The sequence below is a fragment of the Micromonospora sp. WMMC273 genome, assembly GCF_027460285.1.
GTDB lineage: Bacteria > Actinomycetota > Actinomycetes > Mycobacteriales > Micromonosporaceae > Micromonospora > Micromonospora aurantiaca.
Genome location: NZ_JAPZBE010000001.1, coordinates 3,552,024 through 3,578,548, shown reverse-complemented (window position 1 = coordinate 3,578,548; position 26,525 = coordinate 3,552,024). Strand labels below are relative to the sequence as shown.

Annotated in this window: 26 protein-coding genes; 16 read left to right on the top strand and 10 right to left on the bottom strand. The window is 72.1% G+C overall.

Annotated elements, in window-relative coordinates; all coding sequences use genetic code 11:
* Positions 1–66: 66 nt before the first annotated feature.
* The 3 genes from O7611_RS16745 to O7611_RS16735 are packed head-to-tail and all read right to left on the bottom strand — an operon-like array spanning position 67 to position 1,286.
* Complete coding sequence (locus tag O7611_RS16745; protein WP_194799039.1) at positions 67–492, bottom strand: DUF6069 family protein; 426 nt, start codon at positions 490–492, stop codon at positions 67–69.
* Positions 485–952: an SRPBCC family protein gene (locus O7611_RS16740; protein ID WP_269697190.1), complete on the bottom strand. Its 468-nt coding sequence runs from the start codon at positions 950–952 to the stop codon at positions 485–487. Before O7611_RS16740 ends, O7611_RS16745 begins: the two co-directional genes overlap by 8 nt.
* Positions 906–1,286 (bottom strand): ArsR/SmtB family transcription factor, encoded by a 381-nt coding sequence (locus tag O7611_RS16735; RefSeq protein ID WP_194799041.1) that lies wholly within the window; start codon positions 1,284–1,286, stop codon positions 906–908. Before O7611_RS16735 ends, O7611_RS16740 begins: the two co-directional genes overlap by 47 nt.
* A 358-nt stretch (positions 1,287–1,644) precedes the next feature.
* Between O7611_RS16735 and O7611_RS16730 the strand changes: the two genes are divergently transcribed.
* The 10 genes from O7611_RS16730 to O7611_RS16685 all read left to right on the top strand — a co-directional run bounded on the left by O7611_RS16730 (position 1,645) and on the right by O7611_RS16685 (position 12,447).
* A complete protein-coding gene (locus O7611_RS16730; RefSeq protein WP_194799042.1) occupies positions 1,645–2,847 on the top strand; it encodes a dipeptidase in 1,203 nt (400 codons plus the stop codon).
* A complete protein-coding gene (locus O7611_RS16725; protein ID WP_269697189.1) occupies positions 2,844–4,469 on the top strand; it encodes an ABC transporter substrate-binding protein in 1,626 nt (541 codons plus the stop codon). The genes O7611_RS16730 and O7611_RS16725 overlap by 4 nt, the downstream gene beginning before the upstream one ends.
* A 34-nt stretch (positions 4,470–4,503) precedes the next feature.
* Complete coding sequence (locus tag O7611_RS16720) at positions 4,504–5,457, top strand: ABC transporter permease (protein WP_194799043.1); 954 nt, start codon at positions 4,504–4,506, stop codon at positions 5,455–5,457.
* Between the two features lie 61 nt (positions 5,458–5,518).
* The gene (locus O7611_RS16715) at positions 5,519–6,400 is read left to right on the top strand and encodes an ABC transporter permease (RefSeq protein ID WP_262011951.1); all 882 of its coding nucleotides are present in this window, start codon (positions 5,519–5,521) and stop codon (positions 6,398–6,400) included.
* A 2-nt stretch (positions 6,401–6,402) separates the two neighbouring features.
* Entirely contained in the window at positions 6,403–7,584 is a 1,182-nt protein-coding gene (locus tag O7611_RS16710; protein WP_194799044.1) for a M24 family metallopeptidase, read from the top strand.
* Complete coding sequence (locus tag O7611_RS16705) at positions 7,581–8,417, top strand: alpha/beta fold hydrolase (RefSeq protein WP_194799045.1); 837 nt, start codon at positions 7,581–7,583, stop codon at positions 8,415–8,417. The genes O7611_RS16710 and O7611_RS16705 overlap by 4 nt, the downstream gene beginning before the upstream one ends.
* A complete protein-coding gene (locus tag O7611_RS16700; RefSeq protein ID WP_194799046.1) occupies positions 8,414–9,397 on the top strand; it encodes an ABC transporter ATP-binding protein in 984 nt (327 codons plus the stop codon). Before O7611_RS16705 ends, O7611_RS16700 begins: the two co-directional genes overlap by 4 nt.
* On the top strand, positions 9,381–10,370 hold the full coding sequence (locus O7611_RS16695) for an ABC transporter ATP-binding protein (RefSeq protein ID WP_269697188.1): 990 nt from the start codon (positions 9,381–9,383) through the stop codon (positions 10,368–10,370). Before O7611_RS16700 ends, O7611_RS16695 begins: the two co-directional genes overlap by 17 nt.
* Positions 10,371–10,400: 30 nt before the next feature.
* Positions 10,401–11,603, top strand: a complete 1,203-nt coding sequence (locus O7611_RS16690) for a dipeptidase (RefSeq protein WP_198033260.1) — start codon at positions 10,401–10,403, stop codon at positions 11,601–11,603.
* An 88-nt stretch (positions 11,604–11,691) separates the two neighbouring features.
* Positions 11,692–12,447: a GntR family transcriptional regulator gene (locus O7611_RS16685; protein WP_194799048.1), complete on the top strand. Its 756-nt coding sequence runs from the start codon at positions 11,692–11,694 to the stop codon at positions 12,445–12,447.
* A 78-nt stretch (positions 12,448–12,525) separates the two neighbouring features.
* Here O7611_RS16685 and O7611_RS16680 read toward each other — a convergent pair whose 3' ends face one another.
* Positions 12,526–13,893 (bottom strand): extracellular catalytic domain type 1 short-chain-length polyhydroxyalkanoate depolymerase, encoded by a 1,368-nt coding sequence (locus tag O7611_RS16680; RefSeq protein WP_269697187.1) that lies wholly within the window; start codon positions 13,891–13,893, stop codon positions 12,526–12,528.
* Positions 13,894–14,129: 236 nt separating this feature from the next.
* On the opposite strand from O7611_RS16680, the gene O7611_RS16675 reads away from it, so the two are divergent.
* From O7611_RS16675 to O7611_RS16660, 4 genes are all read left to right on the top strand, one after another.
* Positions 14,130–15,092: a PaaX family transcriptional regulator gene (locus O7611_RS16675; protein WP_194799050.1), complete on the top strand. Its 963-nt coding sequence runs from the start codon at positions 14,130–14,132 to the stop codon at positions 15,090–15,092.
* Positions 15,083–16,336, top strand: a complete 1,254-nt coding sequence (locus tag O7611_RS16670) for a cytochrome P450 (protein WP_194799051.1) — start codon at positions 15,083–15,085, stop codon at positions 16,334–16,336. The genes O7611_RS16675 and O7611_RS16670 overlap by 10 nt, the downstream gene beginning before the upstream one ends.
* A gap of 96 nt (positions 16,337–16,432) precedes the next feature.
* A complete protein-coding gene (locus tag O7611_RS16665) occupies positions 16,433–16,693 on the top strand; it encodes an acyl carrier protein (protein WP_013286876.1) in 261 nt (86 codons plus the stop codon).
* A 65-nt stretch (positions 16,694–16,758) separates the two neighbouring features.
* Positions 16,759–17,997 carry a beta-ketoacyl-[acyl-carrier-protein] synthase family protein gene (locus tag O7611_RS16660; protein WP_194799052.1) on the top strand — a complete coding sequence of 413 codons (1,239 nt, stop codon included), beginning with the start codon at positions 16,759–16,761 and terminating at the stop codon, positions 17,995–17,997.
* Positions 17,998–18,026: 29 nt separating this feature from the next.
* Here the strand turns inward: O7611_RS16660 and O7611_RS16655 are convergent, their stop codons facing one another.
* The 3 genes from O7611_RS16655 to O7611_RS16645 form a co-directional block, all read right to left on the bottom strand.
* Positions 18,027–19,340 (bottom strand): glycosyltransferase family 2 protein, encoded by a 1,314-nt coding sequence (locus tag O7611_RS16655; protein WP_269697186.1) that lies wholly within the window; start codon positions 19,338–19,340, stop codon positions 18,027–18,029.
* Between the two features lie 12 nt (positions 19,341–19,352).
* Positions 19,353–19,646, bottom strand: a complete 294-nt coding sequence (locus O7611_RS16650; RefSeq protein WP_232236583.1) for a phosphopantetheine-binding protein — start codon at positions 19,644–19,646, stop codon at positions 19,353–19,355.
* Positions 19,647–19,720: 74 nt separating this feature from the next.
* Positions 19,721–20,401 carry a 4'-phosphopantetheinyl transferase family protein gene (locus tag O7611_RS16645; protein WP_269697185.1) on the bottom strand — a complete coding sequence of 227 codons (681 nt, stop codon included), beginning with the start codon at positions 20,399–20,401 and terminating at the stop codon, positions 19,721–19,723.
* Between the two features lie 65 nt (positions 20,402–20,466).
* On the opposite strand from O7611_RS16645, the gene O7611_RS16640 reads away from it, so the two are divergent.
* Complete coding sequence (locus tag O7611_RS16640) at positions 20,467–21,876, top strand: condensation domain-containing protein (protein WP_194799055.1); 1,410 nt, start codon at positions 20,467–20,469, stop codon at positions 21,874–21,876.
* 16 nt (positions 21,877–21,892) lie between these two features.
* Here the strand turns inward: O7611_RS16640 and O7611_RS16635 are convergent, their stop codons facing one another.
* Together O7611_RS16635 and O7611_RS16630 are read right to left on the bottom strand one after the other, a co-directional pair.
* Positions 21,893–23,095: a cytochrome P450 gene (locus O7611_RS16635; protein ID WP_269697184.1), complete on the bottom strand. Its 1,203-nt coding sequence runs from the start codon at positions 23,093–23,095 to the stop codon at positions 21,893–21,895.
* Positions 23,096–23,105: 10 nt separating this feature from the next.
* Positions 23,106–24,269: a nucleotide disphospho-sugar-binding domain-containing protein gene (locus O7611_RS16630; protein ID WP_269697183.1), complete on the bottom strand. Its 1,164-nt coding sequence runs from the start codon at positions 24,267–24,269 to the stop codon at positions 23,106–23,108.
* Positions 24,270–24,426: 157 nt separating this feature from the next.
* Here O7611_RS16630 and O7611_RS16625 point away from each other — a divergent pair, with 157 nt between their 5' ends.
* Positions 24,427–25,638: a cytochrome P450 gene (locus O7611_RS16625; RefSeq protein WP_194799058.1), complete on the top strand. Its 1,212-nt coding sequence runs from the start codon at positions 24,427–24,429 to the stop codon at positions 25,636–25,638.
* Between the two features lie 7 nt (positions 25,639–25,645).
* Here the strand turns inward: O7611_RS16625 and O7611_RS16620 are convergent, their stop codons facing one another.
* Positions 25,646–26,509, bottom strand: coding sequence for a TauD/TfdA dioxygenase family protein (locus O7611_RS16620; protein ID WP_269697182.1), 864 nt, complete (start codon positions 26,507–26,509; stop codon positions 25,646–25,648).
* Between the last annotated feature and the right edge of the window lie 16 nt (positions 26,510–26,525).

Sequence of the window (26,525 nt, the reverse complement as noted above, 5' to 3'; positions counted from 1 at the left end):
TGGTGGTTGTCTACCCGGCCACACTCCGTGACGGGGCCGGTGATGCGCGGCCTGTCGTGCCCGGCGTCAGGCGGCGACCGGGCCCGCGGCGGCGCGACGCGCGCGCCGGCCGAGAGCGGTCACCGCGACCACGATGATCGGGGCGAGCGTGAGGTGACAGACCGCCAGCGTGATCGTGCTGGTGGTGTCGAGGTCGGCGGGCAGCGTCATGGTGGCGATCGTGAGGACCGCGAGCGCCGGGCCGATGATCAGCGCCGCCCGGACCACCCAGGCGAATCGGGGCGCCAGCACGGCGACGGCGGTGAGCCCGAGCGCCAGCGGCAGCGCGCTGAAGCCCGCGACGGTCACCGCGTCGACCTCGACCCGCCGGTCGTCGGCGGTGAACAGGAAGCTGCCGCCGGCCGCGCGGCCGATCCCGTACATGATCAGGTTGACGACCACCGCGACGGCGGTGGCGAGCGCGACGACGGCGGTACGGGACAGGTCAGCCACGGGAGGTCTCCTCTGCGTGCGCTCGGGTCAGGTACGCCTCGATGCGGGCGAACGCCCCGGTCCAGACCTCGTCGACGAAGAAGTCGCGCAGCTGCGGGGTGGGGAAGCCGCTCTGCACCACAGTCATCAGCGTGCCGCCGTCGCGCGCCTCGAAGGTGACCTCGATGCGTGTGGTCATGGTCGTGCCGTCCGGGCCGGTGCCCGTCGACTCGGTGACCAGCCGGTGCGGGCGGTCGATCTCCAGGAACGTCTGCGTCTCGCGGAACAGCATGTCGGGGGAGGGACCCCAGACCGCGGTCTGCCTTCCGCCGACCCGCAGGTCGACGTCGATCTCCACGATGCCGGGCTCCTCGTCGAGGATGCCGAACCAGATCTTCTGTTTGCCGGCGTCGGTGTAGGCGTCGAACGCCTCGTCAGGGGTGCCCGGAAGGTGTCGTGTCACTCGCATGTGGAGCGTCATGGTCGCGGTCCTCCGTGGTGAGTGTGAGGTAGGCGTCGAGGCCGTCGAGACGACGGGCCCAGAGCCGTCGGTAGAAGGCGATCCAGGCCATCGCCGAGTCCAGCGGCGCCTCGCTGAGCCGGCACTGCCGGGACCGGCCGACCTTGCACGTCACCACGAGGCCCGCGTCCTCCAGCGCGCGGACGTGCTTGCGCATGCCGGTGAGGGTCATCCCGGTGGGCTCGGTGAGCTCGCTGATGGTGGCCGGGCCGGCGCCGAGCCGGATCAGGATGTCGCGCCTGGTCGGATCGGCCAGGCTGGCGAACACCCGGTCGAGCGTCTCTTGCTGAACCACAAGGTTCACCGTACGACACTGAACCGATAGGTTCAACGTTTTGCCGGTCCGGGGCTACCCGCCTCGGTTGCGAGCCGCTGCGCAGTGGTCTGACCACCTTGAGGAATCGCGGGTGGTGGTGGGGTGGATCGCGGTCGCTCACCTGTTCGGCGCGACGGCCTCGGGCGTTCGGTCCGGTCTGGCTCGGTTGTGTTGACCTGGGCGGCAACACCTGTCCCGACCTGCGGGAATGTTCCCCGATTCGGGTAACGGAAAGGTCACGAGGTATTCCTGCGGCGCGGTCGTGCTCGGTACGTTCCACGAGGCATGAGGTCAGACCTCGATCCTCATGCCTCTAGCTGACGAGGTGAGCAGACCAGTGCAGGAACCCGCCCCCCGCTACGCCGGATACCGGTCCTTCGACTACCTGGTGCCGCATGTGGACTACAAGGTCTTCGAGCTCGCGCCGCAGATCGGCCGGGTGCCGGAACACGACCTCGGCCTGAGCGACGAGCAGCGAGCCCGGGTCTCCCGGCTGCTGCGTGAGCACATGGCCATCTCGCTCCACGAGCACCCGAAGATCCTGCCGGCCGATGTGACGCAGTTGCGCGACTACAACCGGACCGGCCGCAACGCCTTCGGCTTCGAGGGCCTGGCCCGCTCCGGCATGACCGCGGTCTTCGACAACTTCATGAACGGCACCGGCTGCGTGACCAGCGAGCACGCCTGGAAGTGGGACGACGTCATCTACGACATCGGCCTGCGCTTCGCCGACGTCGCCAAGCAGGACCACGTGGTGGTGGCGACCACGCTCGAACAGATCTTCGAGGCCAAGCGCAACGGGCAGATCGCCCTGGTGGCCGGCCTGGAAGCAGCCACGATGATCGAGAACGAGCTGGACCGGATCGACATCCTCTACGGCTTCGGCGTACGCCAGATGGGCATCGCGTACAGCCAGGCGAACATGCTCGGTTCCGGCCTCTCCGAGGACCGCGACGGCGGGCTGACGCACTTCGGCCGGCGTGCGGTGGACCGGATGAACAAGCTCGGCATCGCCATCGACATCTCGCACTCCGGCGACCAGACGTCGCTGGACGTGATCGAGGCCAGCCGGGTGCCGGTGTTCATCACCCACGCCGGTGCCCGCTCGGTCTGGAACACCCCCCGGATGAAGCCGGACGAGGTGATCCGGGCCTGTGCCGAGCGGGGTGGAGTGATCGGCATCGAGGCCGCTCCGCACACCACCCTCTCGGGCGACCACCCGCACCACTCGATCGAGTCGGTGATGGACCACTTCACCTACTGCGTGGAGTTGGTCGGCATCGACCACGTCGCGTTCGGCCCGGACACCAACTTCGGTGACCACGTCGGACTGCACGACAGCTTTACCCAGCACCTGGCGATCGGAAAGGCCCACGGCGTGGTGGACCACCCCCGGGTTCCGTACGTGAGTGGCATGGAGAACCCGGCGGAGTGCTTCAGCAACATCGTCGGGTGGTTGGTCACGCACGGCTACTCCGACGAGGAGATCGCCAAGGTCATCGGCGGCAACATCATCCGGGTTCTTCAGGAGGTTTGGTGAACAAGACAGTCAAGGGTCGGTGGCGGCTCGCTGTCGCGCTCGGCATGGCGGCCACGCTCGGTGTCTCCGGCTGCGGCCTGAACGAGGAGACGTCCTCCTCCGGCGGTTCGTCGTCGGATTCGGTGCTGCGGATCGGCACCACCACCGACGTGAGCAACTTCAACCCGCTCCAGTCGCTGAGCAAGACGGACTCGTGGATCCTCAACGCGATGTACCCGCACCTGCTGCGGATCGACGAGAACGCGAAGAAGTCGCCGGAGCTGGCCAAGGAGTACCGCTACGAGGACGACGGCAAGACCGCCGTCTTCGTGCTGCGCGACGACTTCAAGTGGACCGACGGCAAGCCGGTGGTCGCCGAGGACGTGAAGTTCTCCGCCGAGTCGATCATGAAGTACAAGCTCGGCAACGTCGCGGCGAAGCTGACCTGGGTCGAGTCGGTCGAGGCGCCGGACGCCACCACCGTCAAGTTCAAGCTCTCCCAGCCGTACGCGCCGTTCGCCGAGGGCGTCGGCTTCTGGATGTCGGTCGTGCCGAAGCACATCTTCGAGCCGGCCGGTGACCTGTCCAAGTACGCCAACGACTCCAACTGGGTCGGCGCCGGGCCGTTCGTCCTGGACAGCATCACCAAGGGCCAGCGCTACGTCATGAAGCGCAACGAGCACTACCCGCTCGCGCCGGGTGGCAAGGCCGCGGTGAGCCAGGTCGAGTACCGGGTCTACCCGGACGTGAACACCATGATGCTGGCGCTGCGCAACGGTGACATCGACATGATGGGTACCCCGGTGCCGGTCTCGGCGGCGAAGACCTTCGAGAACGACGACAAGATCAAGCTGAAGAAGGTCGGCGCCCTCGGCTTCGCGCACCTGACCTACAACATGAAGAACAAGTACCTCGCCGACCAGGACGTCCGGCAGGCGCTGTCGATGGCGGTCGACACCAAGGCGATCATCTCGGCCGTGCTGCAGGGCGACGGCCAGCAGATGGCCGGCCCGATCTCGCCGATCTTCTCCGAGTACGACAACACCGAGCTGCAGCCGTACCCCTTCGACCCGGCGGGCGCCAAGGCCAAGCTGAGCGCGGCCGGCTACAAGGACGCCAACAACGACGGCTTCTTCGACGAGCTGACGTTCGGCGTGGCGTGCGACCAGTCCAACGCCAACATCACCCGGGTCGTGCAGCTGTTCCGGGAGAGCGCGGCGAAGGCCGGCGTGAAGCTGGAGAACGAGTGCGTGGAGCGGAACACCTTCCTCACCCGCACCAAGAACGGCGAGTACGACATCGACGCCTCGCAGTGGGGTGTCTTCGACAACCCGATGGACCAGCTGCGCAGCACCTACCTGTCCAGCAACCCGGGTGGCATCAACTACAACCTGCTCGAGTCGGCGGAGATGGACGCGCTGATCAACGACGCGGCCGGCACCACCGACGCGGAGGCGTTCAAGACCAAGATCAAGAACATTGACAAGGTCGTGCACGAGCAGGCGTACCTGACCCCGCTGTACGTGGAGAACTTCCAGTTCGCCTACAACGCCAGCAAGTTCACCGGCTTCGTCCCGTCGCCGTCGGACCTGCTCGGCATGGTCACCGCGTACTCGCTGGCCCAGGTCACTCCGGTCAAGTAACCCACCCAACCTAGAGGGAGAGGAGGGGTCCCCCGTGGCGCGTTTCGTGCTCAGCCGGGCACTGAAGGCCGTCCTGACCGTGTGGATTGCGATCACTTCGACGTTCTTTCTGCTCCGGCTCCTGCCGGGGGACCCCACGACCCTCATGGTCGAGGGCGACATGACACCGGAGATGCAGGCGGCGCTGCTCAAGACGTACGGACTGGACCGTCCGCTGTGGGAGCAGTACGTGTCGTACCTGCGCGAGCTGGTCCAGGGCAACCTGGGCATCTCGTTCCGTCAGATCCAGCCGGTCACCGACATCATCCTCGACCGGCTGCCCTGGACGTTGCTGCTGGCCGGCAGCGCGTTCGTCCTGACCATCGCCGTCGGTATCCCGATCGGCGTGGCCGCCGCGGTCAACCGCGGCAAGTGGCTCGACCGCGCGTTGCAGGGCTTCGGGATCAGCGCGAACGCGCTGTTCGTGCCGAGCGTCGCGATCCTGCTGCTGGTCTTCTTCGGCGCCCAGCTCGGCTGGTTCCCGATCGGTGGGGCGATCGACCCGGACACCCGGGGCGCGGCGGCCTACCTGAGCCTGGCCCACCACCTGGTGCTGCCGGTGCTCTCGCTGGTCCTGGTGCAGCTCGGCCCGTACGCGCTGACCCTCCGTACCAACATGATCGAAGTCCTCGGCGAGGACTACATCCGCGCCGCGCAGGCGCGTGGTCTCTCGGCCCGGCGCCGGGTGTGGAAGCACGGCCTGCGCAACGCGATCCTGCCGGCACTGACCCTGATGGGCCTGCAACTGGGCACCCTGGTCGGCGGTGCGGTGCTGACCGAGACGGTCTTCGCCTACCCCGGGGTCGGCCGGCTGATCTACGAGGCGGTCGGGCAGCAGGACTACCCGGTGATCCAGGGTGCGTTCATCATGCTCGCCGTCACCGTGGTGATCGCCAACGCCCTGACCGACATGCTCTACGCGGTCCTCAATCCCCGGATCCGGCTGTGAACGCGCGCAGCGTCGCGGCACGTCGCCCGGATCCGTCCGCCGCCACCGAAGGGAGGGTGCCGTGAGTGCCCCCGTGCTGACCGAGCAGGCGCTGCCGCCGGCCCCGGCCGCGCCCAAGCGGTCCTTCCTCTCCGGCTACCTGCGTCAGCCCGTCGTGGCGCTGTCCGTGCTGGTGCTGCTCGTGATGGCGTTGCTGGCGATCTTCGCGCCGCTGATCGCCGACGAGCCCGCCGGCGCCGGCGCGGACGTGCTGCAACCCCCCTCCGGGGCGCACTGGTTCGGCACCGACGACCTCGGGCAGGACATCTTCGCCCAGGTGGTCTGGGGCACCCGGACCAGCATGGTGATCGGCCTGGCCGCGTCACTGCTCGCCATCGTGCTGGGCACCGCGATCGGGCTGGCCGCGGCGTACTTCCGGCCGTTCGACGCGGTCGCCACGGTGATCACCGACGTGATGCTGGCGCTGCCCACCCTGCCGCTGATGATCATGCTGGCGGCGGTGGTGAGCCCGAGCGTCACGACGCTGACCCTGATCATCGGGTTCTTCGCCTGGCCCGAGGTCGCCCGGCTGATCCGGTCGCAGGGCCTGGTGATCAGCGCGATGCCCTACATCGACGGCGCCCGGGTGCTCGGGGCCACCGGCTGGCGGATCGTCACCCGGGAGATCCTGCCCGCCGTCGTCTCGCTGATGGTGGTCAGCGTGCTGCTCACCGCCTCCCGGGCGGTGATCTCCGAGGCGGGCCTGAGCTTCCTCGGCCTCGGCGACCCGGACGCCTGGTCCTGGGGGCGGATCCTGCTCAACGCCCAGCGCAGCGGCACGATCGCGATCGCCTGGTGGCAGACGCTCTTCCCGTCCCTGGCGATCTTGTTCCTGGTGCTGGCGGCGACCCTCGCCGGAACCCGGTTCAACGACACCCGCGACCCCCGTCGCAACGGAGGCTGACCATGCGACTGCCCGAGAGCTTCTACCACAGCGTCCGAAGCCGGCTCGCCGAGGCGCTCGAACAACGTGGTCTGGACGGGTTCCTGGCCACCTCGCCGGCGGAGGTCGCCTTCCTCAGCGGCTTCTTCTACATCGCCACCGAACGTCCGGTGTATCTCTGGCTGCCGCGTGTGGGGGATCCGCTGCTGGTGATCCCGCGCCTCGACGAGGAGTACGCGGCCCAGCAGGGCGTGACGGTCCCGACCGTCACCTACTTCGAGTACCCGGGCGTGGTCACCGCCGAGGAGACGCTCGCCTCGGCGTTGTCCCGCCCGGGTGGCCCGGTCCGCCGCATCGGCGTGGGCGCGGGCCTTTCGGTCGGCACGTTCCGGGCGCTGGCCGGGGCCATCGACGGGGCCACCCTGGAGACCACGGACGCGGTCGCCGAGCTGCGGCTGCGCAAGTTCCCCGAGGAGATCCCGTTTCACGAGGCCGCCGCGCGGATCTGCGACGACATGCTGGCCGCCGGACGGGCCCTGATCGAGGAGGCGCTCGCCGCCGGAGGGCCGCTGCCGCGCGAGGACGAGATCGCCCGGCACGTGATCGGCTACGGCACCGACCGGATGTACGCCGAGTACGACCTGGTCGTCTACACCACCAAGCTGGCCGGCGGGCTGGTCTACGCCGGCCCGAACTCCGCCCTGCCGCACGGCCTGCCGACCCGTCGTCGGCTCCAGCCGGGCGACACCCTGATCCTCTCCCTCGGCGCGGCGGTGGCCAGCCGGTTCGTGGAGAGCGAACGGACGTTCGTCATCGGCGAGCCCAGCGCCGAGCAGGTGCGCTACTACGAGGCCGACCAGGAGGCCCAGGAGGTGGGCACCCAGGCGATGGTCGCCGGGCGTACCTGCGCCGAGGTCAACCGGATCTGCCTGGACGTACTGCGGGAACGAGGGCTGGGCGACTACATCCGGCACCGGCAGGGCCACGGCATCGGCTTGCAGAACCACGAGGCGCCGTGGGTCGCCGACGGCGACGACACGGTCCTCGCCCCCGGGATGCTGCTGTCCAGCGAGCCAGGCGTCTACGTGCCCGGCCACGCCGGCTACCGCATCTCCGACACGGTCCTGGTGCAGGACGACGGCCCGCGCCGGCTCACCCGGTACCCGCGTGACCTGGCATCCAACATCATCGAGGGGATCCGATGAGAATCAACGGAGCGGAACTGGTCGTCGAGGCGTTCGGCCCGATCGACGGCCCGGCCATGATCGTGCACCACGGTGCCCCGGGCCTCGGTTCCCGCCAGGAGCCGAAGCGCTCGTTCGGCCCGTTCGCCGACCGGATGCGGGTCATCGTCTTCGACGCCCGCGGCTCCGGCGAGTCCAGCGACGACGGACCGTTCACCCACGAGCAGTGGGTGGCCGACGTGGACGCCATCCGCGCGCACTTCGGCTACGAGACCATCGTCATGGCCGGCGGTTCGTACGGCGGGTTCATCGCCATGGAGTACGCCATCGCCCACCCGGACCGGGTCTCCGCGCTGGTGCTGCGGGACACCGCCGCGGACACCGCGCACGACCACCTGGCGGTGGAGCGGGCCCGCAACACCGACCGTTCGGTGATCCCGGAGTGGGTCATCGAACGGATCGGCACCGGCCGGTTCGAGAGCAACGAGCAGTTGCGCGAGTACTGGCGAGCGATCCTGCCGCTCTACGACCACCAGCACGATCCGGCCAAGGACGAGGCGCGGCTGGCCGCCACCCGGTTCCACTACCGCACCCACAACGCCGCCTTCGGGCAGAACATGCCGCGCTACGACCTGAAGCCGAAGCTGCCGTCGATCACGTGCCCGACCCTGGTGACTGTGGGCCGGCACGACTGGCGTACCCCGGTGGCCGCCTCGCAGGTCATCGCGGACCTGGTGCCCCGTGGCGAGCTGGTGGTCTTCGAGTCCTCCGGCCACTCGCCGCAGCTGGAGGAGCCGGAGCGGTTCCAGCAGGTGGTGCGGGACTTCCTCAGCCGGGCCGGAGTGCTCCGATGAGCCTGCTGGAGATCGCCGACCTGCGGGTCGCGTTCCCGGGCCCGACCGGCCCGGTGAACGCGGTGAACGGGGTGTCGCTGCGTGTCGAGTCGGGCCAGACCCTTGCCATCCTCGGTGAGTCCGGCTCCGGCAAGAGCGTCACCGCGCAGGCGGTGACGGGCATCCTCGACGTGCCACCGGCGACGGTCACCGGCTCGGTCCAGCTGCGGGGCCGGGAACTGCTGACCCTGCCCCGCAAGCAGCGGGAGCGGGTCAGTGGCGAAGAGATCGGGATGGTCTTCCAGGACGCGATGGCCGCGCTCAACCCGGTCTTCACCGTCGGACACCAGATCGTGGAGGTGCTGCGGGTCCGGCGGGGCATGTCCCGGGCCGACGCCCGCCGCCGCGCCGTCGAACTGGTCGACCGGGTGCGGATCCCGGCGGCCAAGGACCGGATCCGGGACTATCCGCACCAGTTCTCCGGGGGCATGCGCCAGCGCATCATGATCGCGTTGGCCATCGCCCTGGAACCGGACCTGCTGATCGCGGACGAGCCCACCACCGCGCTGGACGTGACGGTGCAGGCCCAGGTGATGGAGTTGCTCGCGGAGATCCAGCGGGACAGCGGAATGGGCCTGCTCCTGATCACTCACGACCTGGGCGTGGTCGCCGAGGTCGCCGACGACGTGGCGGTGATGTACGCCGGCCGGATCGTCGAACGAGGCACCGTCGAGCAGATCTTCGCCGGCCCGGCGCACCCCTACACCGAAGGGCTGCTCAACTCGATGCCCCGGGTGGACCGGCGCGACGAGCAGCTCTACGCGATTCCCGGCGCTCCGCCCAACCCGGCTCGGCTTCCCACCGGCTGCCCGTTCCACCTGCGTTGCCCCCGGGCCACCGACGAGTGCCGGGTCGTCCTGCCGCCGCTGCTGGCGCTGCCGGCCGACCGCGCCAGCGCCTGTCACCACCACGAGGAGGTGCTCGATGCCACCCGGCGATGAGGTCGTGCTGCGGGTCGAGAACCTGGTCAAGCACTTCCCGGTAAAGGGACGGGTCCCGTTCACCTCCGGTGGCGTGGTCAAGGCCGTCGACGGTGTCTCCTTCGACCTGCGCCGGGGCGAGACACTCGGCGTGGTGGGCGAGTCCGGCTGCGGCAAGAGCACGCTGGCGCGCATGCTCGTCGGGCTGGAGCAGCCCACCTCCGGCGAGGTGCGCTTCGGCACGTCAGTGGTGCACCAGGCCAGGGGGCGGGAGCTGCGGGCCCTGCGCCGGCGGATCCAGATCGTGCTCCAGGACCCGTACACCTCGCTGAACCCCCGCCGCACGATCCGGGAGATCCTGCTCCAGCCGTTCGAGATCCATCCCGACGTGCTGGACCGCCGGCGCCGGGTCGAGCGGATCAAGGAGCTGCTCGACCTGGTCGGTCTCGACCCCGGCCTGCACCTGGACCGCTACCCGCACCAGTTCTCCGGCGGGCAGCGTCAGCGCATCGGCATCGCCCGGGCGCTCGCGCTTAACCCCGACGTCATCGTCTGCGACGAGCCCGTCTCCGCACTGGACGTGTCGGTCCAGGCGCAGGTGGTCAACCTCCTGGAGCGGCTCCAGGAGGAACTCGGCGTCGCGTACGTCTTCATCGCCCACGACCTGTCCGTGGTGCGCCACATCTCCGACCGGGTCGCCGTGATGTACCTGGGCAAGCTCGTGGAGACCGGCCCGGAGGCCAACCTCTACGAGTCGCCCCGGCACCCGTACACCCGGGCGCTGCTGTCGGCCGTGCCGGTGCCGGACCCGGCCGGCCGGCGGCAGCGGCAGCGCATCCTGCTGGCCGGCGACCCGCCCAGCCCGGTCGACCCACCCTCCGGCTGCCGTTTCCGGACCCGCTGCTGGCAGGCGACCGACACCTGTGCCAGCACCGAGCCGCCGCTGGCCGCCGGGCCGCATCCGGTTGCCTGCCACTTCCCGCTGGCCGCGTGACGGCCGGCGATCGCCCAAAGGAGAAGCGTCTTGCTGCAAGAACCCGCCCCCCGGTACAAGGGTCACAGGTCGTACTCGTACCTGGAGCCGCACTCGGACTACCGGGTGTTCACGTTGGCCGAGGAGATCGGCCGGGTGCCGGAGCACGACCTCGGCCTGACCGACGCCCAGCGGGCGCGGGTGACGCGGCTGCTCACCGAGCACGCGGCCATCTCGCTGCACGAGCATCCGGTGGTCCTGCCCGCCGACGTCAGTGAGCTGCGGGCCTACAACCGCACCGCCCGCCAGCGCACCGGGTACGAGGGGCTGGCGCGCTCGGGCCTGACCGCCGTCTTCGACAACTTCATGGCCGGCGCCTCCTGTGTGACGAGCGAGAACGGTTGGAAGTGGAACGACCTCGTCTACGCCCTCGGGATGCGGATGAGCGACCTCTACAAGCAGGACCACGTCTTCCTGGCCACGTCCCTGGACGACATCCACGCCGCGAAGCGGGACGGCCGGCTGGCCCTGGTGGCCGGCCTGGAGTGCAGCAGTCCGATCGAGAACGAGCTGGACCGGATCGACATCCTCTACGGCTTCGGCGTACGCCAGCTCGGTATCGCGTACAGCCAGGCGAACATGCTGGGCGGGGGCCTGTCGGAGAAGCACGACGGCGGGCTGACGCACTTCGGCCGGCGTGCGGTGGACCGGATGAACAAGCTCGGCATCGCCATCGACATCTCGCACTCCGGCGACCAGACCTGCCTGGATGTGATCGAGGCCAGCCGGGTGCCGGTGTTCATCACCCACGCCGGTGCCCGCTCGGTCTGGGACACCTCCCGGATGAAGCCGGACGAGGTGATCCGGGCCTGTGCCGAGCGGGGTGGCGTGATCGGCATCGAGGCCGCCCCGCACACCACGCTCTCGCAGGCGCACCAGCACCATTCGATCGAGTCGGTGATGGACCACTTCACCTACTGCGTCGACCTGGTCGGCATCGACCACGTCACGTTCGGCCCGGACACCATGTTCGGCGACCACGTGGGGGTGCACGACACCTACGCCGGCAACTACGCCCACGACGCCGGCAACCGTCCGCAGCACCCGCGGGTGGAGTACGTGTCCGGGCTGGAGAATCCGGGCGAGGCGTTCGGCAACATCGTGGGCTGGCTGGTGGCGCACGACTACTCCGACGACGAGATCGCCAAGGTGATCGGCGGCAACACGATCCGGGTGCTGGAGCAGGTCTGGTGACGCCGTCCCGGGTGATCGGCTGAGCGCACGCGGACGAACTACACTCCGTACGCCGACGCGGCGGCGGGCAGTGATGAGGTGAGGGCGGATGGCTCGGCGGGAGACCGCGCTACAGGCGGCGCACGGCCGGCTACGGCAGCTGATCGGCAGCGAGTTCCGGTCGGGGGAGAAGCTGCCCAACGAGCGGGACCTGGCCGAGCGTCTGGAGGTCAGTCGCGCGACCGTACGCGAGGTGCTGGGGCAGCTCGTCGCCGAGGGGGTGGTCACCCGGACCTGGGGGATCGGCACCTTCGTGCACGACGACGCCGAACGGGTGCCGGTGTCCATCGGGGACGTCACCGCGCTGCGGGACCGGATCACCGCCTCGGGCCACCGTCCGACGCTTCAGGACGCGGCGGTCAGCCGGGCGAAGTGCCCGGCCGACTGCGCCCGCGTCCTCGGCCTGGAGCCGGACTCGCCGGTGTGGCGGGTCGACCGGCTCTTCGCCGTGGACGGGGTACCGGCGGCCTGGATCCGTGATCACCTGCCGCTGCGCTTCGACGGCCGCGACCTCGACCCGTCCGGGTTGCTCAGCATCGACCTGGACATGTTCGAGTTCCTGGCCAGCGCGACCGGCATGCCGGTGCGGCGGGCGGAGATCGAACTCTCCGCGGTGCTCGCCGACGAGGAGGCCACCGAGCGGCTCGGCGTGGCGATCGGACACCCACTGGTCACCGCGACCCAGGTCGGCTACGGGACGGGCGGCGCGCCGCTGTTCCACGGCCACATCACGGTTCGCACCGACGTGTTGACCCTGCGGATCAGTCGCGGCGGGGAGCCGGAACCGGCCTCGCCGGCCGAGTAGACGGCGGCCCCGCGACCTCTCGGGTCGCGGGGCCGCCCCCGGCGCCGTGGGAAGGAACGCCGGAGTGTGGAGTGCCGGTCAGGCGAGTGTGCAGGGTGCGCCGTTGAGGCTGAACGAGCCGGGCCGGGCGGTGTTGCCGGTGTGCGTGGCCTGGAAGCCGATGGTGGTCGAGCCGCCGGCCGGGATGGCCGCGTTGTAGGAGACGTTGCGCGCCGTCACCTGGCCCGAGGAGGGGGAGTACGAGGCGTTCCAGCCGGAGGTGATGGTCTGGCCGCCGGGCAGCGTGAACGCCAGCGACCAGCCGTTCACCGCGGTCGAGCCGGTGTTGCTGATGGTGATGTTCTCGGTCAGGCCGTTGTTCCAGGCGTTCAGCTCGATCCGCACCGAGCAGGCACCGGTGCCGGGCGGGGGCGTGGTCGGGCCCGGCGGAGGTGTGGTCGGGCCGGGCGGCGGCGTGGTCGGGCCCGGCGGCGGCGTGGTCGGGCCCGGCGGGGGCGTGGTCGGCCCGGGCGTGCTGGTCAGGCCGAAGAAGGCGATCGCCGCCGCGGCCATGCCGGACGACGGCAGGCTGTGCCCGGCGCCCTGAATGCTGTACGCCTCGACCTGCACGGTGCCGGTGGAGTCGGCGTAGCGCCGCCGGTTCCAGCCGGACTGCGGGGTGTCGGTGGAGGTGGGGTTCTGGCTGAGCCCGAACACGTTCGTCCACTGCTCGATCGTCTCCTGGAGCAGCGAGTACGGCACCAGCGTGTCGTTGGTGCCGTGCCACAACTGCACCCGGGGGCGGGGGCCGGTGTAGCCGGGGTACGCCTGGCGGACCGCGTCACCCCACTGCTGCGGGGTGCGGTTCATGTTCCCGCCGGTGCACTGGCTGGAGCCGGGCGGATAGTCGGCGGCGCCGGCGAAGCAGTTGAACGGCACGCCCATGAACGCCGCACCGGCCTTGAAGACGTCCGGGTAGAGCGCCAGCATGTGGTTGGTCATCATGCCGCCGGACGAGCTGCCGGTGGCGTACACCCGGTCCGGGTCGGCGCCGTACTGCTGCTGGACGTAGCGGACCATCGAGATGAGCGACACCGGGTCGCTGCCGCCGCCGCGCCGCTTGGCCGCGTCGGACCAGGTGTCGAAGCAGTTGCCGAAGCCGGCCTGCTGGGTCGCGCTGGGGTAGATGACGATGAAGCCGTACCGGTCGGCCAGTCCGGCGAACTCGCTGCCGGAGTAGAAGCCGGGGCCGGAGCCGCCGCAGCCGTGCATGGCCACCACTGTGGCCGGCCGGGCCGGGCGGGCGTCCGGCACGTAGACGTGCATGCGCATCCGGCCGGGGTTGTCGCCGAAGCTGGTCACCTCGGTCAGCGACGCCGCGTACGCGGGTTGGACGGTGGGGATCACCAGGCCGGCCGCCGCCAGCGACGCGGCCAGGGCCACCACCATCTTGGCTCTGATTCTCACGGAATCTCCTTCGATCGCCCTGTGCGGGCGGTGACGGGCGGGTGCGCGCCGCGTCGGCGGCCCGGACCGCCGCGGTGTCGCGTCTCGCCCACTGACGTGTCTCGCCCGGCCTGGCTCCGTCGTGTGGCACATAGTGTTCCCGTCGGGCGCTGAAGTGTCAATCGATGTGCTCCGATGAGCTGCGGCGGCGTTCGTCTACAGTCGGTGCACCGTCCCTGAGCCGAGCCGGAGCGCGTGTGGCAAACCCGTTCGACATCGAGGAGATCTACCCGGACGAGGGGCCCGCCGCGCGGCTGCCCCGGCGGCAGGCCGGCACCTCGCCGCAGAGCGTCGCGGTGACCCTGCTCGCCGACTACACGCTGCGCACCCGCGCCGACCTGCCGTCCGCGGCGATCGTCGCCCTGCTCGGCGAGGCCGGGGTGACGAGCGCCGGGGCGCGTACCGCGATCAGCCGGCTGGCCCGCCGGGGGGTGCTCGAGGGCAGCCGGCGGGGCCGCAACAGCTTCTACCGGCTCAGCCGCTCCGCCGCCGAGTACCTGTCCGCCGGCGGGAACTGGATCATCGCCTCCACGGCCGACGTCCAGACGTGGGACGGATGCTGGACCGTCGTCGCCTTCTCGCTGCCGCAGGACCACGGGACGCAACGCCGGGCGCTGCGGGGCCAGTTGCGCTGGCTCGGCTTCGCTCCGCTCTACGACGGGCTGTGGATCTCGCCGTACGAGCTGACCGCGCCCGCCCGGGCCCGGCTCGCCCCGCTCGCCCTCGGCGCGGTCACGGTGTTCCGGGGACGGCAGGACGCGCTGGACGCGATCGGTCAGCGCGCCCCCGTGGACGCCTGGGACGTCGACGCGATCAGCGGACAGTACGAGGCCTTCCTGCGCCGGTGGACCCCGATGGTGTCGCGGCTCGGCACCGTCGACGGCGCCGCGGCCGTACGGGCCCGGACCGAGGTGATGGACACGTACCGGCGGTTCCCCACGCTCGACCCGCGGCTGCCGCTGGAACTGCTCCCGGCCGGGTGGCCGCGCCGGGCGGCCCGGGACGTGTTCGCGGCCGTCTACGACGGACTGGCCGAGGCCGCCGAGACGCACGTCCGGGCGGTCGTCGCGCGGTTCGCCGAGCCGGTGCCGCCGGGCATCCGGGCGCACACCACCGCCGACATGCTCGCCGGCATTCGCGAGGAGCGGCCGTGCGCGTGACCATCTCCCTCGACGAACTGCTCGGTGACGAGGTACGGCGTGACCCGTACCCGTTCTACGCCCGGCTGCACGAGGCGGGGGAGGCGGTCGCGCTGCGGCCCGCCGACCCGCACGCGCTCGTCGTGCACGGGTACGACGCGGTCAACCGGGTGCTGCGCGACCCGGTCTTCCGGGTGCTCGGCGCCGAGTACCTGGACCGGACCGGCGTGCGCTGGCGCGAGCACCAGGTGATCCGGATCCTCCAGTCGTCGATGCTCAACGCCGCCGAGGGCGACCACCTCCGGATCCGGCACCTGTTCTCCCAGGCGCTCACCCCGCGCCGGGTCGCCGCGCTGGAACCGGCCATCGGGCGCATCGCCGACGACCTGCTCGACGGGCTCGCCGCCGAGGGCGCGGACGGCCGGACGGTCGACTTCATGGCGCGCTTCGCGCTCCGGCTGCCCAGTGACGTCATCGGTGAGCTGCTGGGCGTGCCGCGGGCGGACCGGGAGTGGTTCCCGTCCCGGGTCCGCGCGTTCGACGCGGTGCTGGAGATCGGCCGCCGGTCCATGCGCGAGGTCCGGGCCGCCAACGTGGCGGCGGCGGAGCTGACCGCGTACTTCACCGACCTGGTCGCCGCGCGCCGGGCGGCGCCGCGCGACGACTTCGTCTCGGCGCTGCTGCGCGGCCTGGACGACGAACCCGGCCGGCTGACCTCCGACGAACTGCTGGCCAACCTCATCATCATGTACAACGCCGGGTTCCGGACCACCGCGAACCTGCTCGGCAACGGGCTGGTGCTGCTCACCGAGCGGCCGGACGCCCGGGACGCGCTGCGCGCCGATCCGTCGCTGGCCGCGTCGTACGTCGAGGAGATCCTGCGATACGAGCCGCCGGTGCACTTCGCGGTCCGCTACGCCGCCGTGGACACCGAGGTCGCCGGTCTGCCGGTGCCGGCCGGCCGGACCGTGGTGGTGCTGACCGGCGCCGCGAACCGAGATCCGCGCCGCTTCCCCGACCCGGACCGCTTCGACCCGTCCCGCGCCGACAACCGGCACCTGGCGTTCAGCGCCGGGCCGCACTACTGCTTCGGGGCGACGCTGGCCCGCGCCGAGGGGCGGCTGGTGCTGCCCCGGCTGCTGGACCGCTTCCCGGCGCTGACCGCCGAGCCCGGCCCGCGCCGCGCGCTGATGCTGCGCGGGTACGACCGGCTTCCGGTACGGCTGACCGACCGGGCACCTTGCCAAACCAAGCCGATCGAGTAAGGTCGATGCTACGCGGAGTGTCCGCTCCGCGCCTCACAGGTTCCGTCGAGCAGGTCGAGCGCGCCGCCAGGACACCGTGGAAGGGAAACACCGGACATGACCGACGAGATCCGCGCGTTCCTCCTCGCCGCACTCACCGAGATGAAGTACGACGTCTCCGACGTCGACGACGACACCGTCTTCGGCCCGGCCGGGCTCGACGTGGACTCCCTCGGCCTGGCCGAGCTGGCCGTACGCGTGGAGGACCGGTTCGGGGTCGCCTTCGACGACGACGAGGCGGAGGACCTCGCCATGATGACCGTCGGCGAGTTCAGCCGGACGGTGGCGGCGCGCATCGCACCGGCCTCGGCGCACTGACCGATGTCGGGGCACGGCACCCGGCCGCGCGGCGTCCCGGCGCCCACGCCGGCGCGGCGGGTCCGGTGAGCGTGCGCGAACCGGTCACCGTCACCGGGATCGGACTGGTCAGCCCGGTCGGCGCGACCGCCGCCGAGGTGTTCGACGCGGTCTGCGACGGCCGGTCCGGGCTCACCCGGCCGCCGGCCGGCCATCCGCTGCACGGCGTCGTCGACGTCGCCGCGTTCGCTCCGGCGATCGACCCGGCGAGCGTGCTGCCCGGCCCGGAGTCCCGCGTCGTGGACCGGTCGATCGTGATGGTGCTGCGCGCCGCCGAGGACGCGCTCGCCGACGCCGGGCTGCGGATCGGCCGGGACGTCGATCCGTACCGGGTGGCGGTCGTCGTCTCCGGCGTCGGCGGTCTGTCCACGCTGGAGGAGCAGGTGCTCGCCCGCGCCGGGCGGGGCCGGTTCGGGGTCAGCCCGTACATGCTGCCCGGCACGCTGCCGAACATGGGCGCGGCCCGCATCGCGATCAAGTTCGGCATCCACGGCTACACGTCGTCGATCGGCACGGCGTGCGCGGCCGGGGCGCAGTCGATCGGCGAGGCGCTGCGCATCCTGCGCGCCGGCGAGGCGGACGTGGTGCTCGCCGGGTGCGCCGAGGCGCCGCTGTTCCCGACGTTCGCCGACGCGTTCGGCAACGCCCGCGCGCTGGCCCGCGGCTGGGCCGACCCGGCCGCCGCGAGCCGCCCCTTCGACAGGCGCCGCAACGGGCTCGTCCTCGGCGAGGGCGCCGGGGTGTTCGTGCTGGAACGTGCCGCGCACGCCGCCGCGCGGGGCGCCCACCGGCATGCCGACGTGCTCGGCTGGGGCGCCACGAACGACGCCCACCACCCGACCACGCCGCGCCCCGACGGCGCCGGCGCGGCCCGCTGCATGCGGATGGCCGTCCGCGACGCCGGGCTGGTGCCCGGCGACATCGGGTACGTCAACGCGCACGGCACCAGCACCCGGGCCGGGGACGCCGCCGAGCTGGCCGCGCTCGCCGAGGTGTACGGCGCCGCCCCGCCGCCGCTGAGTTCGACGAAGGGCGTGACCGGGCACATGCTCGGGGTCTCCGGCGTGATCGAGGCGGCGATCGCGGTCGAGGCGCTGCGTCGCGGCCTGCTGCCGCCGACCCACAACCTGGACGACCCGGAGCGCGACGGCGAGGTCGACCACATCCGCGAGAAGGCGCGGGCGGTGGCGGTGGACGCGGTGCTGTCCAACTCGTTCGGCTTCGGCGGCCACAACGTGAGCCTCGTGCTGGCCCGCCCCGCCTGAGCGGCCGGCCCGCCCGCCCGGCCGGGATCTCAGCGGAGCGTGATCACGGTCGCTGCGTCGGACGCGGCGACGGCGACGGTGAAGTGCGGGCGCAGCATCTCGGCCACGTAGTCGAGGTCGGCGACCAGCGGCACCGGCAGCAGGGCGCGCTGGTCCGGGCCGGTCCGGGTGGCGACCAGCTCGATCCGGTCGGCCTTGAGCAGCCCTCGGGTGAGGAACGCGGGCAGGTCCTCGGGGAGCAGGCACCGCCACATGTCGACGTTGACGATCAGGTCCAGCGCACCGGCCTTGAACTGCTGGAGCACGGTGCCGAGCAGGTGGGAGTTCGTCTCGCCGACCGGCGCGTCGTGGTCGTACGTGTGCGACCCGGCGCCCAGGTCCAGTGCGGACACGCCGTTGCCGACGACCAGCGCCGCGCTCGCCGCCAGTTCCTCGCGCAACGACGCGGGCAGCACGTCCGGCCGGCCCAGCCCACCGGCCCGGTACGCCTCGATGGCCTGGCCGTAGAGCCGGATCCGGCCCAGGTGCCGGCCGAACGTGTTGAGCCCGTACAGCACCTCGACGTCGTAGCGCAGGTGCTTGCGCAGCAGGTACTTCATGTTGTCCATCGAGGCGAGCCCGTTCGACGTCCTGCGGAAGTGCGGCAGGTGGTACGAGAGCGCGTCGACGTCCAGCCGGAACAGCTCCGGCGGCGCGCCGTGCAGGTGGAACACCCGGTAGAAGAAGTCGAGGTCCTCGAAGCCCCACTTGACCATCGCCTCGTCGAAGCCGCCGACCCGCCGGAACGACTCGTGGTCCACCGAGGCGTTGTGGGTCAGGCCAAGCACCCAGGGCGCGCTCGGGAAGTCGTCCGTCCGCTGGGGGAGGGCGATGTCCTCCAGCCGCGGGTCGCCGCGTTCGGCGTCGAGCATCGCCGGGGCGACCGGTTCACCCCGGCGCAGCGCGTCCGCGCCGGCCCAGTCCAGGTCGTACCGCTGCCCGAGCAGCACCCCGGGCCGCCCGGCGCGCCCGGCGTGGAAGTCGCGGTGCCGCTTCAGCAGCCCGGGATGGGCCACCGTGTCGGCGTCCAGGAACATCAGCGTGTCCGCGCGGGCCCGGGCCGCCGCCGCGTTGCGGTTGGTGCTGCGGCCCCGGTTCCGCTCGCTGCGGACGTAGTCGATCCGCAGGCGGTCCCGGTAGGCGTCCACCACCGGGCCCAGCGCCACGGCCGAGCCGTCGTCACCGACGATCACCTCGAAGTCGCCGGGCGGCAGCGTCTGCCGGGTCAGCGACCGCAGCGTCGCGTCGAGCGCGGAGCCGTTCTCGTGCGCGGGCACCACCACACTCAGGCCGGGCCGGTCCACGTCTCGGCCTGCTCAGCGCGGGGTGGAGTTGGCGGTGATGTAGTCGGCCAGGTCGCCGAGCGTGGCCATCCGATCCTCGTCGAGTTCCTCGACGTCGATCTGGATCTCCAGCTCGTCCTCCAGCGACAGCAGCAGTTCCAGGCCGAGCGAGGAGCTGAGGCCGAGGTCGTCCATCAGCTGGGTCTGCTCGGTGACCGGCGCGTCCGGCCGGAGCATGCGGGTCAGCAGGACGGTCAGGCGGTCGACGACCTGGTCACGGGGCGGCGCGTCGGCCGGCGCGTCGTGTTCTAGCACCGGGCGTCCCACGAGTCGATCATGCGCGTCGGCATGGAGTCATCAGAGCAGGGGACATCGGCAGGTGTCAACGGGTGCGGCGATCGTCACCGATCGTGACGGAGGCCGGTGTGGCACTCGACGTCGTACGGCCGGTCGCCGGCGAGCGCGACCGCCACCGCGTACCCGGCGGGTGTGGGCAGGTCGGCGAGCCGGTGCGGGCCGGTCGGCTCGACGCACTCGACCACGTCGACCCGGTGCACCGGCACGGCGAGGTTGGGCCACAGCCGGCCCCCGGCCGCCTTGACCGCGGCCTCCTTGCGCGCCCACAGCCGGGTGAACCGCAGCGCCCGGCCGTCCGGGTCCGGTCCGGCGGCGACGTGCCGGGCCTCCCGCGGGTCGAAGAAGCGCGCGGACGCCGACACCGGGTCACCGCCCGGCGCGACGTGCTGGATGTCCACCCCGACCGGGCGGCCCTCGCTGAGCGCGACCGCCACCAGGTCGCCGGAGTACGACAGGCTCGTGTGCAGGCCGCTCCACCGGCCGGTCAGCGCCGGTTTGCCGTACCGGCCGCGGCGCCAGGTGAGCGCCGCCGGTGGCGCGCCGGTGGCCCGCCCGGCGAGGACGCGCAGCGCGCCGTGCGCCACGGTGAACCGGTCCCGCAGCGCCCCGGCGCCGAGCCGCGCGGCCCGGTCCCGCTCGTCCGCGTCGAGCACCGCCCGGTACCGGGCCAGCTCGTCCGCCGGCACCGCGGCCGCGACGATCCAGACCCGGACGGCGTCCCGCATGGACGGCAGCGTAACCCTGCGCCGTCACGTTGACACACACCGATGCGCGTTGCTCTGATGAGCGGGTGTTAGCGCAGACGGTCCAGGCCCAGGTTCCCGTGGCGTTCGCCGGGCCGGGCGCCGGCACCGCGCCCCTGACCTGGGGGCAGAAGGCCATCATGCAGGACATGCGGGAGACCGGCTGGACGCACAACGTCAGCGGCGCCCACCCGATGCCCGCCGGTGTCACGATCGAGCAGGTGGCGGCCGAGTTCGCCGCGCTGATGGCCCGGCACCCGGCGCTGCGGATGCGGCTCGGCGCGGGCGACGGCGGCGGCCCGTGCCAGGTCGTGTCGGCGAGCGGCGAGACGGTCCTGGACGTGATGGACGTGCCCGACGACGCGGACCCGGCCGACGTGGCCGCTTTCGCCTACGACCTGGGCCACGCCCGCCTGCTCAGCCACTACGACCTCTACCGGGACTGGTCGGTGAAGATGGCGGTGATCCGGCACCGCGGCGCGCTGGTGCACCGGGTGCTGACGATCGACCACCTCGTGGTCGACGGCACCGCCACGTCCCTCATCCTGGCCGACCTCGGCCTGGCCGGCCGGCCGGTCCGCCGGGTAGCCGACCCGCGTACCGTGCAGATCCTCGAACTGGGCCGGCGGGAGGAGACGCCGCCGCTGCGCCGGCTCAGCGACCGGGCCGTGCGTCACTGGGCCGAACACCTGCGGGACGTCCCGCCGCTGACGTTCGGCGAGCCGGCGGCCGGTGGGCGCCGGGGCCACCGGTACTGGCACGGCCGGTTCAGCTCGCCCGCGGCGTACCTGGCGGTGCGGGCCATCGCGGCGCGGACCCGCACGGACACCTCGCGCGTGCTGCTCGCGGTCATCGCGATCGCGATCGGCCGGGCCACCGGCGTCAGCCCGCTCACCGCCAAGCTCATCGTCGGCAACCGGTTCCGGCCGGGCTTCGCCGAGGCCATCGCCCCGCTCAGCCAGAACGGCGTGCTGCGCGTCGACACCGCGGACACCACTGTGGACGAGGTGGTGGCGCGGGCCCGACGGGCCGCCGTCTCCGCCGGGAAGTACGCCTACTACGACCCGGCACAGCTCGCCGAGGTCTCGGACCGGCTGGACGCCGAACGCGGGTACCCGGCCCGGATCAGCTGCCGGATCAACGACCGGCGGGTGACCACCCGGCAGGCGGCCGACGGCGGGCTGCACGACGACCCGGTGACCGCCGAGCGGATCCGCCGCCGGGCCGACGAGACGTTCCTGGTCTGGGACGGCCCGCTGGACCACCTGCCCGAGCAGGTCTTCATCACCGTCGAGGACCAGCCCGAGACGGTCCACCTCCAGGTCATCTTCGACTTCGGCTGCTTCACCGAGGAGCAGGCGGAACGGCTGCTGCGCGGCGTGGAGGAGGTGGCGGTGGAGGCGGCGCTCGACCCCGCCGCGCCGACCCGGGTCGTCCCCGGATCGGCGGGCGGCTGACCGGCCACCCCTCCGGTCACGCGTCCCAGGTCACCGGCAGCGACTCCAGGCTGCGCACCACCAGCCCCGGCCGGAACCGCAGCTCCGCCTCGTCGACGGCGAGCCGCAGCCCTGGCAGCCTTCGCAGCAGCGCGCCCAGCGCCTCCTGCAACTCCATCCGGGCCAGCGCCGCGCCCAGGCAGTGGTGCGGGCCGGCGCCGAACGCCAGGTGCGGATTGTGCACGCGGCCCAGGTCGAGCGTGTCCGCGCCCGGGAACACAGTGGCGTCCCGGTTGGCCGACGCGATCGCCGGCAGCACCGCGGCGCCGGCCGGCAGGCGTACGCCGCCCAGCTCCACCTCCTCGGTCGTGACCCGGGGCAGCAGCACCCCGTTGTCGCCGAGCTGGATGAAGCGGGACAGCTCCTCGACCGCCCGGGCCACCGCCACCGGATCGTCGCCGCGCAGCCCGGCGAGCTGCTCGGGATGACGGGCCAGCACCAGCAGGAACAGGTTGAGCTGGTTGGTGGTGGTCTCGTGCCCGCCCACGAAGATTCCGGCGGTGACCGACACCAGCTCCCGTTCGGTCAGGTCGTCGTGGTCGTCCCAGACCTTGATGAGCGCGCTCATCAGGTCGTCGCCGGGCTCGCGCCGCCGCAGGTCGATCAGCTCGCGGAACGCCTCCAGCGCCGCCCGCGGCGCGTCCGGGTCGGCGTCCCAGTCGCCGACGAGCGCGTCCGACCACCGGCGTACCCGCTCCCGGTCCCGCTCCGGGATGCCGAACAGCGTGCTGATCACGGAGATCGGCAGGGGACCGGAGACGTGCGTGATCAGGTCGGCCGGCGGCCCGGCCGCCTCCAGGTCGTCGATCATCCGGTCGACCAGCGCCGCGACCGTCGGGCGCAGCTCCTCCACCCGGCGGACGGTGAACGCGTGCGAGACGGCGCGGCGCATCGTGGTGTGCCGCGGCGGGTCCATCCCGATCAGCGAGTCCTCGGCGAGCGAGCCGAGTTCCCGGGTCGGGCGGTTCGGGCCGGCCGCGGCGGCCCGGCTGAACCGCTGGTCGGTGAAGACCCGGCGCACGTCGGCGTGCCGGGTGGCCAGGTACGCGCACGCCCCGTCGGGCAGCTCGATCCGGGCCACCGGGCACGACTCGCGCATCCGGGTGTAGTCCGGCGACGGGTGGTAGATCGTCGGAGCCGGCGCGAGCGGGTACGGGATGGCGGGTGGGTCCTGCGTCATCTGCGACTCCTCAGATCGGGCCGCCCCGGGCCAGGGCGGCGAGCGTCGGCACCAGGCCGGCGGGGGCGGGCATGGCGCGGACCCGGTCACGCATCAGCGCCGCGGCCCGCCGCCGGGGCCCGTCGCCGACCAGGCCGGCGACGTGGTCCCGGACCGCGTCGGCGGTGGCCTGCTCGCCCGCCAGCCACGTGCCGGCGCCGGTGACCGCCAGCCGCCCGGCGTTGAAGTGCTGGTCGCTGACCCGGGGCAGGACGAGCTGCGGCACGCCGTACGCGAGCGCGGTCATGGTGGTGCCGGCCCCGCCCTGCTGCACGAGAGCGGCGCAGGTGGGCAGCACCAGGCGGACCGCCAGCGGCCCGTCGACCAGGCGGACCCGGGCCGGCAGCCGGCCCAGCCCTTCGTGCTGGCGCGGTTCGACCACCACGACGACCTCCACGTCGAGCCCGGTCACCGCACGGATCACCCCGCCCAGGTCGAGCCGGTCGTGCAACCCGGCGCCGGCCATCATGGTGCCCGCCGTGACGCACACCCGGGGCCGCTCCGCCGGGCGGCGCAGCCAGTCCGGCACCACGGCCGGGCCGTTGTACGGCACGAATCGCACCGGACGGCCGGGACGCCGCATCGGCACCTGCATCGGCGGCGGCACCGGGTCGAGCGTCAGGACGCCGTCCAGCGGTACGTCAGCGGCGCGCAGCCCGAACCGGGCGGCCAGCGGCCCGACCACCTCGTCCGGGTCCAGGCGCAGCGTGGTCGAGGAGTCCGGCCCCCACAGGTTCAGCACGCCCGGCACGCCCAGCGCGGCGGCGGCCACCGGCGCGGCCAGGTTGAACGGCTCCCAGAGGACCAGGTCCGGCCGCCAGGACCGGCCGTAGGAGACCAGGTCGTCGAGGACGGCGTCGGCGAACCGGACCACCCCGCCGTCGGCGGTGATCGCCGGCTCGACGGCGCCGGCCGGCGCGGAACCGGCGAGCGGGGCCACCGCGCCGATCCGGCCGGCGAACGCCTCGGCGAAGTCGACGTCCGCGCCCAGCGGTACGGCGGCGAGCCCGGCCGCGCTGATCGTGGCGGCCATCGACGGATGACTCGCCACCCGTACCTCGTGACCGGCGGCCTGCAACGCCCAGCCGAGCGGGACCAGGCTGTAGAAATGCGACCGCCAGCCCCACGTCGACATCAGAATTCGCAGCGGCGCAGTCAAAACCCACCAATCCGCGCGGCGAAACGGCAGCCCTGGAGAACCGATGCTAGGGGATCGACGCCGGTACGCGGAAGGCTGCGGACGCACGCGGCGGATATTGACGCCGGACTAACCGATGCTGGACTCTTAGCCGATGTCCGAGGTGGACCGCGATCAGCCGCCCGGTGGCCCGGTGACAGTCAATTCCGGGCTGCGTTCCTATCCGTTCGAACCGTTCACCGGTGACCTTCCCGCCGAGCTGCTGGAGATGGTCGTCGCCGAGCCGGTCAGCCGGGTTCGGCTGCCCGACGGGCGGGCGGCCTGGCTCGTGCTCGGCTACGAGGACTGCTGCACCGTCCTGGCTGACCCCCGTTTCTCCCGGCTGCCGCTGGGCGCGACGGCGACACCGGACGGCGGCGGTCCCCGGGAGCTGAACATGGACGGCCCGGCGCACGCCGTGGTGCGGCGGGTGGCCGGCCGCGCGTTCACCGCCCGGCGCATCGGGACGTTCCGGCCCCGCGTGCAGCGGCTGGTGGACGAGCTGGTCGACGCCATGCTCGCCGGTCCGCGCCCGGCCGACGTGGTGGCCGCACTGGTGGCGCCGCTGCCGGTGCTCGTGGTGTGCGACGTACTCGGCGTCCCGGCCGCCGACCGGCCCCGGTTCTACGCCTGGATCGAGGGGCTGAACTCGGTCACCGCGTACGGCTCGGCCGCCGCCGCGACCGCGCAGGCCGAGCTGCGGGACTACCTGGCCGGGCAGCTGACGCGCAAGCGGGCCGAGCCCGGCGACGACCTGCTCTCGGCCTGGGTCCGCGGCGGCGGCGCGCACGAGCTGGTCGACGCCGAACTGGTCGAGCTGGCCATGGGCGTGCTGCTGGGCGGGCTGGAGATCAATTCGACGAGCGCGGGCCTGCGCGCGTTGTTCCAGCACCCGGCGCAGCTGGCGAAGCTGCGCGCCGCGCCGGGCAAGCTCGCCACGGCCACCGACGAGATCCTGCGCTACACGTCGGTGAGCGCCATGTTCCGGGTGCAGGTGGTCCGTGCGGACCTGGTCCTCGGCGGGGTCGGGATGCGGGCCGGCGACTGCGTGATGGCGATCCCGTGGGCCGGCAACCGCGACCCCCGGTTCTTCCCCGAGCCGAACGTCTTCGACATCGACCGCCGGCCCGGCGTACCGCACCTGACCTTCGGCTTCGGGCCGCACTTCTGCCTCGGCACGGCGCTGGGCCGGATGCAGGTGGAGCTGTCGCTCGGGGCGCTGCTGACCCGGATGCCGGCGCTGTCGCCGGCCGTGCCGCTGGCGGAGATCCCGTGGCGGCACGACCGGATGAACGGCGGCATCGCCTCCTTCCCGGTCACCTGGTGACCGCCGGTCAGTAGCTCTCCACCGCGTTGACCCGGCCCGGCCAGTAGCGCTCGCCCGGCGCCGGGACGTAGTGCTCCCACCGGGGCTCGTCGCCGGTCGGGTGGTCGCCGAGCACGGTGATCCGCTGCCCGCGCCGCAGCCCGTCGTAGTCGTTCACGGCGTAGTGCTGGGTGACCCGGTTGTCCCACACCGCGACGTCTCCGGTCCGCCACCGGTAGCGGCAGGTGAACTGGGGACTCTCGGAGAAGGTGAACAGGTGCTCCAGCAGCGCGTCGCTCTCGTTGCGGGTCAGCTGCGGGATGTGCGACGTGAACAACCGGTTGACGTACAGCGAGCGGCGCCCGGTCTCCGGGTGCACCCGGACCACCGGGTGTTCGGCGCGGCTGGTGAACTCGGTGCCGATCCGGATGACGTGGATGGCGGTCAGCCCGTCGAGCAGGTCCCGCATCGGCGCGGAGAGCGCCTCGTAGACCCGGTACTGGTTGGTCCACATGGTGTCGCCGCCGACCTCGGGCAGCTGGATCAGGTGCAGGATCGAGGCGATCGGCGGGCTCTGGTGGAACGTCATGTCGGTGTGCCAGACGTCGACCTTGCCGCCGTCGGCGGAGTCGATGACGACGATCTCCGGGTGCCCGTCCAGCCGGGGCAGGTACGGGTGCAGCTCCACCTCGCCGAAGCGGCGGCCGAACGCGACGTGCGCCTGCGGCGTCAGCCCGGTCTGGCCGGCGAGGAAGATCACCTGGTGCTTGAGCAGCAGGTCGTGGATCAGCGCGAAGCCCTCGTCGGTGAGCGTGTTCAGGTCGATGCCGTGGACCTCGGCGCCCAGCGCGCCGGAGACGAGCCGGACCTCGGCCGCGATGGATGTGGTCATCGATGATCCCTCCGGT

Bases quoted from the DNA above. Each gene is read 5' to 3' on its own strand.
- O7611_RS16695 (WP_269697188.1), top strand. From the start codon at position 9,381: ATGCCACCCGGCGATGAGGTCGTGCTGCGGGTCGAGAACCTGGTCAAG.
- O7611_RS16635 (WP_269697184.1), bottom strand. From the start codon at position 23,095: ATGACGCAGGACCCACCCGCCATCCCGTACCCGCTCGCGCCGGCTCCG.
- O7611_RS16665 (WP_013286876.1), top strand. From the start codon at position 16,433: ATGACCGACGAGATCCGCGCGTTCCTCCTCGCCGCACTCACCGAGATG.
- O7611_RS16625 (WP_194799058.1), top strand. From the start codon at position 24,427: ATGTCCGAGGTGGACCGCGATCAGCCGCCCGGTGGCCCGGTGACAGTC.
- O7611_RS16705 (WP_194799045.1), top strand. From the start codon at position 7,581: ATGAGAATCAACGGAGCGGAACTGGTCGTCGAGGCGTTCGGCCCGATC.
- O7611_RS16710 (WP_194799044.1), top strand. From the start codon at position 6,403: ATGCGACTGCCCGAGAGCTTCTACCACAGCGTCCGAAGCCGGCTCGCC.
- O7611_RS16740 (WP_269697190.1), bottom strand. From the start codon at position 952: ATGACGCTCCACATGCGAGTGACACGACACCTTCCGGGCACCCCTGAC.
- O7611_RS16685 (WP_194799048.1), top strand. From the start codon at position 11,692: ATGGCTCGGCGGGAGACCGCGCTACAGGCGGCGCACGGCCGGCTACGG.
- O7611_RS16645 (WP_269697185.1), bottom strand. From the start codon at position 20,401: ATGCGGGACGCCGTCCGGGTCTGGATCGTCGCGGCCGCGGTGCCGGCG.
- O7611_RS16630 (WP_269697183.1), bottom strand. From the start codon at position 24,269: ATGTCGACGTGGGGCTGGCGGTCGCATTTCTACAGCCTGGTCCCGCTC.
- O7611_RS16620 (WP_269697182.1), bottom strand. From the start codon at position 26,509: ATGACCACATCCATCGCGGCCGAGGTCCGGCTCGTCTCCGGCGCGCTG.
- O7611_RS16700 (WP_194799046.1), top strand. From the start codon at position 8,414: ATGAGCCTGCTGGAGATCGCCGACCTGCGGGTCGCGTTCCCGGGCCCG.